The 14,606-nt window shown below is 40.8% G+C and carries 15 protein-coding genes; all 15 read left to right on the forward strand.

From position 1 onward, the window contains the following. Positions 1–148: 148 nt before the first annotated feature. The 15 genes from BUA79_RS03020 (at position 149) to BUA79_RS03090 (ending at position 14,566) form a co-directional block, all read left to right on the forward strand. Positions 149–499 (forward strand): DUF2200 domain-containing protein, encoded by a 351-nt coding sequence (locus tag BUA79_RS03020; protein ID WP_073992882.1) that lies wholly within the window; start codon positions 149–151, stop codon positions 497–499. Positions 500–584: 85 nt separating this feature from the next. Beyond that, complete coding sequence (locus BUA79_RS12960) at positions 585–725, forward strand: diguanylate cyclase domain-containing protein (RefSeq protein WP_408633821.1); 141 nt, start codon at positions 585–587, stop codon at positions 723–725. A gap of 141 nt (positions 726–866) precedes the next feature. After that, positions 867–1,355 (forward strand): DUF4825 domain-containing protein, encoded by a 489-nt coding sequence (locus BUA79_RS03030; protein ID WP_073992883.1) that lies wholly within the window; start codon positions 867–869, stop codon positions 1,353–1,355. A 150-nt stretch (positions 1,356–1,505) separates the two neighbouring features. Next, the gene (locus BUA79_RS03035) at positions 1,506–2,120 is read left to right on the forward strand and encodes a GNAT family N-acetyltransferase (RefSeq protein WP_330389166.1); all 615 of its coding nucleotides are present in this window, start codon (positions 1,506–1,508) and stop codon (positions 2,118–2,120) included. Between the two features lie 99 nt (positions 2,121–2,219). Next, complete coding sequence (locus BUA79_RS03040) at positions 2,220–2,600, forward strand: MerR family transcriptional regulator (protein WP_073992968.1); 381 nt, start codon at positions 2,220–2,222, stop codon at positions 2,598–2,600. Positions 2,601–2,713: 113 nt separating this feature from the next. Then, a complete protein-coding gene (locus tag BUA79_RS03045; RefSeq protein ID WP_073992884.1) occupies positions 2,714–3,280 on the forward strand; it encodes a TetR/AcrR family transcriptional regulator in 567 nt (188 codons plus the stop codon). A 116-nt stretch (positions 3,281–3,396) separates the two neighbouring features. After that, positions 3,397–5,778, forward strand: a complete 2,382-nt coding sequence (lon, locus tag BUA79_RS03050) for an endopeptidase La (protein WP_073992885.1) — start codon at positions 3,397–3,399, stop codon at positions 5,776–5,778. A gap of 231 nt (positions 5,779–6,009) precedes the next feature. After that, positions 6,010–7,998, forward strand: coding sequence for a transketolase (gene tkt, locus BUA79_RS03055; RefSeq protein ID WP_073992886.1), 1,989 nt, complete (start codon positions 6,010–6,012; stop codon positions 7,996–7,998). A gap of 14 nt (positions 7,999–8,012) precedes the next feature. Beyond that, positions 8,013–8,651, forward strand: coding sequence for a DUF4389 domain-containing protein (locus BUA79_RS03060; RefSeq protein ID WP_073992887.1), 639 nt, complete (start codon positions 8,013–8,015; stop codon positions 8,649–8,651). Positions 8,652–8,719: 68 nt separating this feature from the next. After that, on the forward strand, positions 8,720–9,085 hold the full coding sequence (locus BUA79_RS03065) for a YkvA family protein (RefSeq protein WP_073992888.1): 366 nt from the start codon (positions 8,720–8,722) through the stop codon (positions 9,083–9,085). A gap of 126 nt (positions 9,086–9,211) precedes the next feature. Further along, on the forward strand, positions 9,212–9,847 hold the full coding sequence (locus BUA79_RS03070; RefSeq protein WP_073992889.1) for a DedA family protein: 636 nt from the start codon (positions 9,212–9,214) through the stop codon (positions 9,845–9,847). 212 nt (positions 9,848–10,059) lie between these two features. Next, on the forward strand, positions 10,060–10,740 hold the full coding sequence (locus BUA79_RS03075) for a putative ABC transporter permease (RefSeq protein WP_073992890.1): 681 nt from the start codon (positions 10,060–10,062) through the stop codon (positions 10,738–10,740). A gap of 48 nt (positions 10,741–10,788) precedes the next feature. After that, positions 10,789–12,321 carry a glycosyltransferase family 39 protein gene (locus BUA79_RS03080; protein WP_073992891.1) on the forward strand — a complete coding sequence of 511 codons (1,533 nt, stop codon included), beginning with the start codon at positions 10,789–10,791 and terminating at the stop codon, positions 12,319–12,321. 1 nt (position 12,322) lies between these two features. Next, positions 12,323–13,267 (forward strand): glycosyltransferase family 2 protein, encoded by a 945-nt coding sequence (locus tag BUA79_RS03085; protein ID WP_073992892.1) that lies wholly within the window; start codon positions 12,323–12,325, stop codon positions 13,265–13,267. Between the two features lie 27 nt (positions 13,268–13,294). Beyond that, positions 13,295–14,566, forward strand: a complete 1,272-nt coding sequence (locus BUA79_RS03090) for an MFS transporter (protein ID WP_330389173.1) — start codon at positions 13,295–13,297, stop codon at positions 14,564–14,566. Positions 14,567–14,606 lie beyond the last annotated feature (40 nt).

Genomic DNA, 14,606 nt, shown 5'->3' on the forward strand with positions numbered 1-14,606 from the left:
TCTCCGTGGGGATAAAGGAGACGTTCGTATGGCAGAGTTGAAGACCAAATGGCACGATGCAGATATGTTTTTGTAGAAAAGTATCAGGATTGCAACAAATCGAATAAGTAAAGATTATTTGGCGAAAAACGAAAGGATGTGACACAATATGGCAAATGAACGCGTATTCAATATGGCGTTTTCGAGGGTCTATCCGTTGCTCATCCAAAAGGTGGAACGCAAAGGGCGCACCCAGTCCGAGGTTGATGCTGTGATTTGCTGGCTGACGGGTTATGATCACTCTGGCTTACAAGCACAAATTGCGAAAAATATTGATTATAAAACTTTCTTTGACGAAGCCCCGCAGATGAATGCAAACGCTGCAAAAATTACAGGCGTAATTTGTGGACACCGCGTCGAGGAAATCAAAGACCCGCTCATGCAGCATATCAGACGGCTTGACAAACTAGTGGACGAATTGGCAAAAGGAAAGCCACTTGATAAGGTTTTGAGGAGTTAAAGGTACATTCCCTTGAAATTGGTTCCCTCAGTTGTTTACATGACCGTTTAAAGGGGTAAATTGTGAAATGGATTGGGTGGTCAGGATGTTTGTTAAAAAGAGTCAGGCACAGTACTTCAAGGAATTCAACGATAGTTATGGTCACGCCGCCGGTGATGAATGCCTAAACTATTTTGGGAAGTTACTGACAAGTTTTGCACAGAACTTTCGGTTGTCCTCTTTGTAAATCAAGGAAATATTCCAGTATTCATAGCTACGGTAGTTGTCGGCCGTATTCGGGTCAGCTTTTCATGAATTTGTTCTTTATAACATTCCATCAGTAACTTAATGGCGATATACGCAGGATACAGGAATAAGAGGAGGAAAAATGCATAAAAAGCTAAGTCTGATTTTAACCTTAATAGTAATTAGTATTATGGCAATGACTGCTTGTTCAAATTCTCAAGAAGGCCAGGTAAACGAAAAATTTCAAGAATATTATAATGCTAGAGTTCAATATATAGGTGATAACTCTAAGGTGATTGCATTGCTTGACATTATTGGTGTTGGTGAAATGGGGGAATATACAATAGCGATGAAAACGGATAAAGAGCCTTATGGATTGACGGTGGATTATTCAAAATTGAAAAATGCAAGAGATGAAACAAAATTCGAAAATATGGATAGAATAGATTATGCTTACTTTGCATTGGCCTTGATTGAAAATCTTAATGAGGTTGATGTTATTTACAATGGCTATAAGTACCACTTGACAATAGAACAAGCAAATGAGCTGGTTAAAGGGAATATCAAAAATTATGGAGGTTCAAGCGAAAAAGTGAAAGAATTTAATGGAATATTAAACTCTGCAGACTGATATTAAACCAGAGATGGACATAGCATGATTTAGGGATGAGGGAGCGTTTTACGAGCATAATGTGGGGGTAAACTTGTCCATGAGTGGGGTGTATTTCAAATATCTTTTGCTAAGTAAAACGGTTGTTATGACGCACGTGGAGACGGTAGTATGGAAGTCGAGAAAAGTCAAATAATAGAGACAAATACATTTGGAGAAAACGCCATGGACCATAAAGGTACAAAAAATATTGAAACGGAGAGGCTTATCCTTCGTCCGTTTATCAAAGAGGATGCAGACTTGGCATATAAAAACTGGACTTCGGATGATGCTGTTACCAAGTTCCTGCGCTGGCCGGCTCACAAGGACATTTCTGTAACAAAACGAGTACTGGATGACTGGATTTACGGATATGAAAGTCTGGATTTCTATCAGTGGGCTATCGTACTGAAGAGCATCGGAGAACCTATCGGTACAATCAGCGTAGTTGATAAAAACGAAAGGCTTGACATAGTACATATTGGATATTGCATTGGCAGCAAATGGTGGCAACAGGGAATTACAAGCGAGGCTTTTGGGACGGTAATTCCGTTCTTCTTTGATGAGATTAAAGTTAATCGCATAGAATCGCAGCATGATCCGGACAATCCCGCCTCAGGAAGAGTCATGAAAAAGTGTGGTCTGAAATACGAAGGAACAATGCGACAGGCGGACTTCAACAATCATGGTATTGTTGATGCCTGCATGCACAGTTTGCTCAGAGATGAGTACATAAGCAGATTTTAATATCGTTTTGCGAATATCTCTTGACCTGGAGTTAACTGCAGGGTATAGGCTGGAATAGAAAAGAGTATTAATGAAATGAGTCAGGGAGGTGAAAATATGATGACCATCGCTGAAGTAGCAAAAAAATATGGGTTGACGGCTGATACCCTGCGGTATTATGAACGTATAGGATTACTTCCGAATGTGCGCCGTACGTCAGGTGGAATAAGGGATTATTCTGAAGAGGATTGTCGCTGGGTCGAATATATAAAATGCATGCGTGCTGCCGGAATTTCAGTCGAAGCACTGATTGAATACGTCAGGATGTTTCATGAGGGAGCGAAAACGATTCAGGAACGGAAAAAACTGCTCCTTGAGCAGCGGGAGCAGATCGTGGCACGTATCAATGAGATGAATGACGTATTGGCCAAGCTTGACTGGAAACTGGATGGATATGAGGAACGAATGCTTAAATTTGAAGAAGAGCATTTCGGAAAATAGCAAGCTTGCACATCTCTGTCCTGCAAATTATTGAATCCCAGACGAAGGTAAAAAAATCCTATTGACAATAAATGAACGGTCGTTTATTATTGAAAATGTATAGAGGTGGTGAAATGAGAAAAAAAGATGATGAAAAAGAGAAAAGCATAAAAGAGGCTGTCATTAAGCTCATACTTCAGGAAGGATTTCATGGTACTTCAATCTCAAAAATCGCAAAAGTGGCTGGGGTTTCTCCGGCAACGGTTTATATCTATTTTGAAAACAAAGAGGTCATGCTTCAGGATATTTACAGCGAGTATTCCGAAGAAATTTTTGAGTATCTCCTGAATCGGGTAAATCAAGAAATGAGAGGACGACAGCTGATTGAAGTACTTGTCAAAAGCTACTACAACTATATACGGGAACACAAAGAAATTTTCAGTTTTGTGGAACAGTTTTCGACCTGTCCCTCGCTGGCCGGCAGCTGCCGCGTAGAAATTAAAGGCATCAACAACATCAATAATCTGATTGCTGAGATGAAAAACAACCAGGTAATCAGGGATTACAGCAATGATAATTTGCTTGCTATAATATTTTATCCGGTAAAAGCAATCGCAGTGAATAATCACAAAAGCGAGTCAGAAAGAGCGGTTCTGCTCCAGGAAATGATTCAAATCATACAGGATGCCTTGCTTATATAAAGAGGAAAACCTTTAAACGGGACGATTTTGTGAAATCACTGCAAAGGGATCCCGTTATTATTTAACTTTTAATTAAACGAATATTCACTTATGAATATTCAGAAAGGATGGATACAATGCGGAATTTTAATGAAAACAATAGAGAAGGAATGGTTATTCCCATCTCTAATACAGTATTATTGCCAGGAGTAATGTCAGTGCTTAGAGTAGCCAGGCTAAGTGAGGAGCAGCTCAGGTATTTAGAAAAGGACGGTACTGTAAACATTGCATTGCCATTGAAACAAAACTTCAGTCAAAAAACATTGAAAGAAGAAGATTTTTATCGGATCGGCGTAACCTTTCAGGTCGAAGAAGTGGAAAAAACGGAAAAGGGCTATCATCTTAAAATCAAAGTTTTGGATAGAATTGAAACAAAAGCACTCGAAATCATCACAAATGATTTTATACTTGCTGAATATGACAGCTACCCAGATGATATAGATATGAATGAAAAGAGTCAGGAAGATATGCTGGGGTACCTGAAAAAAGTCATGCATGAAATAAGTGAAAAATTTTCAGGCGGAGAGCAACACAGCAAGGTCATTGATGAGTTTAAGGATTTGAACTCATTTATTGTGTATATGTCTCCATTTATGCCGATATCAAACGAGGACAAGTATGAATTACTTGAAACACAGTCCTTGAAGGAGAGAAGCCTGCGTTTTATGGATTATGTGCTGAAGCAAAAAGAATCCATTGAACTGCAGATTCAGATGGCAGAAAAATTTTCTGAAAAAGCAAACAAACATTACAGGGAGTCTGTACTCAGAGAACAATTAAAAGTCATTCAAGAAGAATTGAACGAGGGGACTGGAGAAGGGCCAAAAAAGGATAAAGACTATCTGAGTAAAATCGAAGAGGCACAGATGCCGGGTGATATAAAAAGTGCTGCGCTTGACGAATTGGAGAAATTGCAGACGCAAGGACCTAATGGCCCCGAATATAATGTCATTCGGAATTATTTAGAACTATTGGTACAGCTGCCCTGGAAAAAGGCGGAGGTCAAACCGATTGATTTAGCGAAAGCAAGACAAATTTTAGATGAACAGCACTATGGATTGGACAAGGTCAAGGATCGAATCATACAGCATTTAGCAGTCATGCAGCTGAAAAAAGACAAAAAAGGTTCCATTCTGCTCTTTGTAGGACCTCCCGGGACCGGAAAGACAAGCCTGGGTAAGAGCATTGCAGAAGCGCTGGATAGAAAGTATATCAGACTAAGTCTGGGCGGAATCAGGGATGAAGCTGAGATTAGAGGGCATCGCAGGACTTATGTCGGAGCTATGCCGGGGCGGATTATTCAAAGCATCAAAAAGGCGGGGGAAAGCAATCCGGTTATGTTTTTAGATGAGGTGGATAAATTGATGACCGGAGGTTATAGCGGTGATCCGGCCAGTGCCTTGTTAGAAGTGCTTGATCCAGAACAAAACAACAGCTTTACAGACCATTATTTAGACCTGCCATATGACTTGTCTGATGTTTTCTTTATAGCCACTGCGAATTCAATAGAAAGCATTCCGGCACCGTTACTGGATAGAATGGAAGTCATCCAGATTTCCAGCTATACAACGAATGAAAAGTTTCACATTGGCAAAAATCACTTGATTAAGGATGCCTTAGAAGAACATGGTTTAACAGATGCGGATGTTCAAATTAGCGATGAAACCTTAAAGAAAATCATTTCAGACTACACTATGGAAGCCGGAGTCAGGGGACTGAAGAAACAGTTGGCCGCCATCGCAAGGAGCGTTGTCGAAAAAATCGTACTCGGAACCATAGAAAAGCCTTATGTTGTCGATGCGGATGACTTGGAGGGGATCCTTGGAAGAAAAATATCAAGGCATGATGTGGCCCAGGAGATCAATTCACCTGGAGTTGTCACCGGATTAGCATGGACGCCGGTGGGAGGCGAGATTCTGTTTATTGAAGTGACAGAAATGCCTGGAAGTGACCACATCATTTTAACAGGTCAGTTAGGAGATGTTATGAAGGAATCGGCGAGAATTGCTTTAAGCCTTCTGAAATCCAGGCTGCCGATGAATGCCATTCAGTTTAAAGATAAAGACATGCATGTACATGTACCGTCCGGAGCGGTATCCAAGGACGGTCCGTCAGCGGGAATCGCACTATTTACGGCATTCGCCTCTTTGATTACCGGGATCATGGTGGATGCGAAGCTTGCCATGACAGGGGAAATCACGCTCAGGGGTGTTGTTCTGCCAATCGGTGGATTGAAAGAAAAATTGATTGCTGCAGAACGCGCTGGAATCAGGAAAGTCTTGATTCCAAAAGATAATGTTGCCGATCTAAAAGATGTTCCGGAGGAAGTGAAAAACAAAATCCAAATTATTGCAGTGGAAACCATCGAGGATGTACTGAAAGAGGCGTTGGGAATAGCCTTGCCTAAGATTGAGCAAGTCCTGACAGGACCCGAGTTTTTTACCAAGGTAGCCAATTAATAAGATCAATAAACAACCAGCAGTGATTTAGATTCACACTCCATGCAGGTGATTATGTACGTCATATTTCGACGTCATCATAATCACCTGCTTTTTTGTGACGTTTACATCGCCCGGATATTCCAGAAGTTTCCGAACTTGTCTGCGTATGGATTGGCGAGTATAATGAAAATGAGACAATAAAAAGAAAAAGCATTCCCCTCACAAAAGTGAAAATAAGGAGTATTGCGTATGAAGACTTTGGATGAAATGTCAATAAACACCATTCGTTTTTTAGCGGTAGACGCTGTCGAAGCAGCCCAATCGGGTCATCCGGGGCTGCCCATGGGCGGCGCGGCAATGGCTTATACCTTATGGTCCCGTTTTCTGAAACATGACCCTCAAGATCAAAAATGGCCGGATAGAGATCGTTTTGTACTTTCAGCTGGGCACGGTTCCATGCTTCTTTATGCTTTGCTCCATTTAAGCGGTTATGATGTTTCTTTAGAGGATATTAAAAAATTTCGGCAGTGGGGCAGTAAAACACCCGGACATCCGGAATATGGACATACTCCCGGGGTAGAAACCACCACAGGTCCGCTGGGACAAGGCTTTGCCAATGCGGTGGGTATGGCAATTGCAGAAAAAAAACTGGCGGCGGAGTTCAACCGCCCCGGATATTCCATAGTGGACCATAATACGTATGTTTATACCGGAGACGGGTGCATGATGGAGGGGATAACCTCTGAAGCAGCCTCTCTGGCAGGCCACTTGCGGTTAGGAAAACTCATTTGCCTTTATGATGACAACCAGATAACCATCGACGGGAAAACAGAGATTACCTTTACCGAAAATGTGGGCATGCGGTTTGAAGCATACGGCTGGCAGGTCATCAGGGTGCCGGAAGGAAATGATGTAGAAAAAATAACCCGGGCAATCGAAGAAGCGAGACAGGAGAAAGAACGGCCGACATTAATAATGGTACGGACTGTAATCGGGTTCGGTTCACCGGGCAAAGCGGGTTCGTCTGAAGTGCACGGGGCACCCCTGGGTGCGGAAGAAACCGCCCGGACCAAAAAAAATCTGGGATGGCCGCAGGAACAGCTGTTTTTTGTTCCGGATGAGGTGAAAAAGCATTTTGAGGAGATTGGGAAGAAAAATGCTATTGCCCGACAAGCCTGGCAGCAATTAATGGGCAGTTTTCAAAAAGAATATCCGGAGCTGGCGGCACGCTGGCAGGAATGGATGACCGGAAGTGTGCCTATGGGTCTGGAAAACGAGCCTGAATTATGGAAGTTTGATAAGCCGATGGCTACCAGGGATGCTTCAGGCCAGATAATGCAGGTGTTATCGCATTACCTTCCTAACATGATGGGCGGCTCAGCCGATCTTAATGCCTCTACGAAAACATACCTTGAAAACCGGGGGGATTTCCAGCACGATAATCCTGCTGGCAGCAATATTTATTTTGGCATCAGGGAACATGCCATGGGCGCTATTCTTTCAGGGATAGCTTTACATGGAGGCCTGCGTCCATTTGGTTCAACCTTTTTGGCTTTTTATGATTACATGAAACCTGCAGTCAGGATGGCATCGCTGATGGGTCTTCCTGTTGTTTTGGTATACACGCATGACAGTATTGCCCTGGGCGAGGACGGTCCTACCCATCAACCTGTTGAGCAATTGGCTAATCTGCGCTCCGTCCCTGGCTTGAGAGTTCTGAGACCGGCAGACGGCAAGGAAACTGCGGCTGCCTGGCTCGTAGCTGTCACAAATGCAGCAGGGCCGACGGTTCTGGTCCTTTCCCGCCAGAAGCTGCCCCAGCTGAGAGGGACGGGGAAGGAAGCCGCCCGGGGTGGGTATATAGTAAGCAGGGAGGATAGAGGAAATCCAGACATCATTCTTCTGGCCAGCGGTTCTGAGTTATCCCTGGTTATGGAAGCTAGTGTCGAGTTGAGAAAAAAAGGCGTTTCTGTACGAGTGGTAAGCATGATGAGCTGGGAGCTTTTCCGGAAACAAGAAAAAAATTACAAGGATGATGTTTTGCCTCCCGGCATTAAGAATCGTCTGGCAGTGGAAGCGGCCCACCCAATGGGATGGTTGGAATTTGTCGGTTCCGAGGGAGTAGTTTTAGGGGTCGAAAGGTTTGGTTCGTCGGCCCCCGGACAGATAGTAATGGAAAAAATGGGTTTCACCGTTGAAAATATTCTCAAGCTGTCCAGGGAAATGTTAAAAAAATGAAGGAGGTAACAGGCATGGAAGAAAATACAGCCACATACCCGGTTAAGCTGTCAATCGAGTATCCGGAGCGGCAACTTGACAGAATGACCAGTTTCTTTCGACTCTTTACGGTCATACCTATTGCGATAATATTAGGATTGGTTGTGGGAGGCAATGGCGGGGATAGCAATGCGGGCCAAGAAGCGTGGCATTACACGTTTTCAGCAGGCGGAGTTCTAGCCCTGCCAACGTTGTTAATGATCTTGTTTAGGCAGAAATATCCCAAATGGTGGTTTGATTTCAATCTGGAGCTGACGAAGTTCAGCATACGTGTATGTTCATATATTTGTCTTTTAACAGATGTTTATCCTTCAACAGATGAAGAGCAATCTGTTCATATTTCGGTACCCTATCCGGATGCAAAAAATGATTTGAACAGGGGGCTTCCCTTGGTTAAATGGTTTCTGGCCATACCACACTATTTTATTTTGTTTTTCTTATGGATTGCCGCAGGTATCTGTGTTGTTATTGCCTGGTTCGCAATCATATTTACCGGCAGATATCCCAGGAGTTTATTTGATTTTATAGTGGGCGTCATCCGCTGGTCTTTGAGGGTTTCGGCATATGCGGCTCTTTTGGTTACGGATCAATATCCGCCTTTCCAGTTTGAATAATTGTCTTGATTTTTTGATAATGCTTCCTTAAACGATAAAATTTTTAAACAAAAGACAGGGGTTGGGGCGTGAATCTAAAGGAGAAAGCAAAGGCTTTAAAAATTTATATTCCAGCCCTTTTCATTGCGATGAAGAGAAAAGATACGCCGCTTGCTGCAAAGATTTTTGCAGGGATTACGGTGGGATATGCATTGTCACCAATTGATCTGATTCCGGATTTCATACCTGTGTTGGGCTATTTGGATGATATTGTCATTCTTCCGTTATTAGCATCATTGGCTATAAAATTCATCCCCAATGAAATAATGGAGGAATGCAAAGCCGAAGCAGAAGAAATGTGGAAAGATGGAAAGCCAATAAAGTGGTACTATGCAATACCAATTATATTATTCTGGATTTTGGTGGCTGCAGTTGTTTTCAATATTCTCATTTAAATCCAAAAAGTTTAGAAAAAATTTATATATCATTATATGCAAATTTATATTTGTGGTTTATGATAGGGTATATGATAAGAGAAAAAAGCGACAAATGCTTATCACATACAAAAAAGGAGATTATAAATGCAGGAATTTATTATACATATCATGAACCAGTTCGGTTACCTTGGAATTGCGTTTATTTCAGCGTTAGAAAATGTTTTCCCGGTAATCCCGTCAGAAGTCACGCTGACATTTGGCGGATTTATGACGACCTATTCGAACCTTACAATATTGGGAGTCATAATTACTGCTACGATTGGTTCCTGGTTGGGTTCCGTCGTATTATATGGGATTGGGAGATTTCTGTCAGCAGAAAGATTAGGAAAAATCATGGAGGGAAAGATCGGACGCGTCCTTCATTTGAAAAAAGAGGATGTCATGAAATCCTGTGACTGGTTCAACAGCAAAGGAAGAGGGACTGTACTAATCTGCAGATGCATACCGGTTGTACGGTGTCTTATCTCTCTTCCAGCTGGCATGGCAAAAATGAACCTGTGGTTTTTCTCGGTAATGACCATCATTGGATCCCTGGTATGGAATACGCTCCTTGTTAATTTTGGTGCTCTGGCAGGCAGTTCATGGGAGAAAATAGTATCAGGTGCAGGAGAGTATACGAAAATAACCGTTGTGGTGATTGGCCTGGCCTTTATTATTGCAGCAGCCCTGTTCCTGAAGAAACGTTCCGGAGGAAGTAAGCCGGTAAAGGATGAATATTGATCAGGCTGCTTTAGCAAAGTGGCGAGAACGTGAAGAGAAATAAATCACAAAATTATTGGCCGTCGCCTTAAGGGTAAATCTGGAGGTGGCGGCTTTAAGTTAATAATTATTGTAAAATATATTTTTTATGGGATAATAAAATAAGAACTGAATTTAGAGAAATTATTCATATACTGATTTTCCAAATATCTGATGAAGTTGAGGTGGCAACGATGATAAACAAGACGGATATCAATGGAGTTAATAAGGGAAGAATGGATATTTCTAAAATTACTTTCTATACAATAGTATGGAATTTTTTATTGGGGAGCTTTTTTGGATTTTGCTTGGAAACCATCGTATATTTCTATCTCCTTGGGCATTTTATCAATCGACAGGGCGTCATCTACGGACCGTTTAGCCAGATTTATGGATTTGGGGTCATAGTATTTCTGGTTTGCCTGTATAAAATCAGGGATAGAAAATGGTATATCGTCTTTTTGGCCAGCATGGCAATAGGGACGATTTTTGAATATGTGGCTTCGATTTATTTGGAAAAAATAGCAGGATATGCGTCCTGGGATTACAGCAGTCACGCCTTTAATTTTGAGGGACGGGTCTGCCTGCTGATTTCTGCGGCATGGGGTATATTTGGGATGCTTTATATTAAAAATGCTTACCCGTTTTTCTGCAAAGTCCTGAGCAGGATAAATAAAAAATTAATTAAAACGCTTTTGTGGCTGTTTTTTTTGTTCATGATTTTTGATCTGACTTTATCCGAATTTGCCATAAACAGGATGGAAGAAAGAGAATCAGGTATCCCAGCCGAGAATAAAATTGAAAAATATTTAGATGAGCATTACCCAGATGAAAAATTAAAGGAAATCTTTACCAGCGTTAAATTCATAAAATGACAGTCTGATCAAGTAAATAAGCTGGGGCAGGAAAGTGAGTAAAATAAAATGATAAAAGAGGGCAAACTTTTTATCAATATATCCTATGTAATATATTTCATATTCTTTGGAATCGTATGTATCGGAACTTTTGGGTTTTATATGGTCACGCAGCCTCTTAGTTTGGTGATGGGACTTGTGATGTTTTTCCTGGCAATTGCGGGATTTATAGTGATTAAAAATGCGAAAATCAGATGTTCGGACAAAGTTTTTATCATCATACTTATCTTTATGATGCTTTGCATGATAATCATACAGGTGTTTGTAGCGTGGATATTAAGAATGGAACCGAGCAATGACAGGCTGGTAATACTTCGGCAGGCTTTGGATATGATAAATCGGGATTCGTTGCATACAGCCCCAAGATGGAACCATTATTTTTTGAAATATACAAACAATCAAATGTTTTTGATATTGGAAACGGGATATCTATATCTGATGAATCTTTTGGGGTTTGGCAAATCCTACCTTATGAGTCTTTCTGGATGGAATATTTTATGTATAGACAGTGCTGTTATTCTGACAGTTCTCTTAAGCAAGAGAATATGGAATAAAAGAATTGCAATGATGCTAGCCATATTCTGCTTTGCGTTTACGCCGTTCTACACGTATGTACCGTTTTTTTATACTGATACATTGGTGTTGCCGATAGTAGCCGCAATTTTATATCTCTATCACATATTACTCCAGGAAGACAGATTACTGTCTGTGAAATCGCTGGTAATCACATTGATTCTAGGAATTCTTTTTGCCACAGGCTATATGATAAAAGCTACAGTGATTATTTTATTCGTTGCATTGGCAATACATATTTTTTATAGCAAACATTTTCAAAAAGCGATTGTATATATATGCATAATCATTGTGGTAATTGCGGCGGGCGTTGGAACTGCAAATAAAATGGTAACAAAAATGGGTATATTTGACACTGCTGATTACAACACCCAGAATTTCCCGGTGACACACTGGATAATGATGGGATTGCAGGGAGTTGGAAAATATCAGGAATCAGAAAAAATATTCACAACCTCTTTTGCAACAAAAGAAGAAAAAATGGATGCAAATATAGAAGTGATCAAGGAACGCGTGAAGGCCTATGGTTTCTTTGGGATGTTAAAACATCTGGCGGTAAAATCCGTATATACCTGGTCCAACGGAGAATACGATATGGATTATTATCTGGAAATGAATCAGCAGGAAGGGACCTGGATGCATACGTTTACAGATTATAATGGCAAAAATCATATATATGTACATATGTATAGTAATGGGATCCATATTTGTTTATTGCTGTCACTTTTTTATTCCGGAATCTGTGGCTTTAAAAGAAAAGACAAAGGCTTTAACTGGTTTATTAAATTGGGTATTTTGGGGCTTTTTTCTTTTTTGCTGATCTGGGAAACAAGACCGAGATATCTGGTACAATATTTGCCATTGATTTTGCTGGCATCAATGCAGGGGTGGCTTTTTATTTCGAAAAAAATGGAGAATCGAAGGTTTGGAAAATTTATCTTGAGTGTAATGACCGGGAGGCGTACGTAAAATGAATGATATATTGTGTTTGGTAATACCGTGCTATAACGAGGAAGCCGTTTTACCTGAGACAGCAAAACGATTGGTCTCAAAAATGGAAAAAATGATAGCGGAAGACTTTATATCAGAAGATAGCAAAATATGTTTTGTAAATGATGGATCAAAAGATCACACTTGGAAAATTATTGAGGAATTACATAGAAAAACGCCAATGATTGTGGGAATTAAGATCTCCAGAAATGTCGGACATCAAAATGCGCTGATGGCGGGTTTGAAAACAGTTAAAGAATTTGCTGATATGGTGATTTCTTTGGATGCTGATTTACAGGACGATATTGAAGTACTCGATCAATTCGTACAAGAATTTAAGAATGGCTGCGAGGTGGTTTATGGAGTCAGAAATTCCAGAAAAAAAGACTCCCATTTTAAACGTTTTACGGCAGAAGGATTTTATAAAATGATGAGTCTGTTTGGATGTGAATTGGTTTTCAATCATGCGGACTATAGACTGATGGGAAAAAAATCACTCGAGGCATTGGAAGAATATAAGGAAGTGAATGTGTTCCTACGCGGAATAATTCCCATGCTGGGGTTTAAAACAGGTTCAGTAACGTACGGCAGGAAAGAAAGATTTGCAGGAGAAAGCAAATATCCCCTGAAAAAGATGGTAGCATTTGCTCTGGAAGGTATCACCTCCCTTAGCATCAAGCCGATCAAAATGATTATATCGCTTGGAGCTTTGTTTTTTGTGATCAGTATATGTATTCTTATATACATCCTGATAAGGCACTTCTCAGGACAGACGGTAAGCGGTTGGACAAGTCTGGCAATATCCATTTGGGCAATTGGAGGGCTGCAGTTGCTTGCGATTGGTGTTGTTGGAGAATATATTGGCAAGGTGTACCTGGAAACAAAAAACAGACCCCGCTATATAATTGAAAAAACATTATTCTAGATCAGCAGAAAATCTAAGCTTGTGATTATGAGTCAGCAAATTGAAAGAAGTGATTTTATGAATGTATTGTCTTCAATAAAGAAAAGTTTTAACAACCCGTTTATCTCGATGAGACATAAGAATTTCAGATATTACATTATAGGCATGTTCATCTCGTTGATAGGAACATGGATGCAGAACATAGCCCAGCCATGGCTTGCGTATACATTGACGAAATCGCCGCTGTTGCTTAGTCTGATAGGTGCGCTGCAATTTACACCTATGCTTATTTTTGCATTGTTTGCAGGCGTTATTGTTGATAGATTTCCCAAGAAAAACATTATCTTTTTAACGCAATTGGCTTCGTTGATTATTACGCTCATTCTTGTGCTTCTGGTATGGAGTGGTCAGATAAAGTATTGGCATCTCCTCATTTTAGCAACAGCACTTGGTATAGTGAATACCCTGGACATGCCCGCGCGGCAGTCGTTTGTTATCGAACTTGTTGGCAGGGAAGATTTAATGAATGCAATTGCACTCAATTCAATGACATTCAATTTGGCAAGGATTATTGGACCGGCAGTTGCTGGGCTGGTCATGAGTTTTTGGGGGATTGGAACTTGTTTCCTCGTCAACTCCATTTCCTTTGCGGCAGTCATCATAAGTCTTTTTTTTATTAAGCCAAATTACATACAAAACGCATATAAGGCAAAGGTGAACATAGCAGAACAAATAAAAGGCGGTGTAAGATATATTTTAAAAAACAAAACGCTCTCTTATGCTGTGCTTGTTTTAGCCATAGTAGGAACTTTTGCTCCGAATTTCAATGTTCTTATTCCGGTGTTTTCGGCTGAAATATTGAATTCAGGAGAGATGGGTTTTGGGCTGTTGATGTCGTTTATGGGGGTGGGCTCATTTTTGGGGGCCATGTATATAGCCATATCGAGCAAAACAGGCCCCAACAAGCTACTGGTCAGTGCAGCGCCTGTGGTGGTGGGAGCATTGCTTATAATTACTGGATATACTCATTTGTTCTTTGTGACGGGAGTGCTGATTGGAATTACTGGTTTTTTCCTGATTGCATTTCTATCAAGCGTCAATTCAACCTTACAGATTAATTCAAGCAATGAATACCGTGGGAGAGTGATGAGCATCTATACTCTTGTTTTTGCTGGTTCGACACCCTTTGGCAATTTATATGCCGGGTGGTTTGCTGACCATTTCAATCCCAGGATAGGCTTTGCAGCTTGTGGATCAGTGATAATTTTGCTGATGATTCCGGTATATTTAAAGAAGATGAAGAAATCCGTACGAAGATAGGGAGCTGCAGCACATCCAATCATAATGGAAGCAATACTTC

It is taken from the genome of Parasporobacterium paucivorans DSM 15970 (assembly GCF_900141895.1).
Lineage (GTDB): Bacteria > Bacillota > Clostridia > Lachnospirales > Lachnospiraceae > Parasporobacterium > Parasporobacterium paucivorans.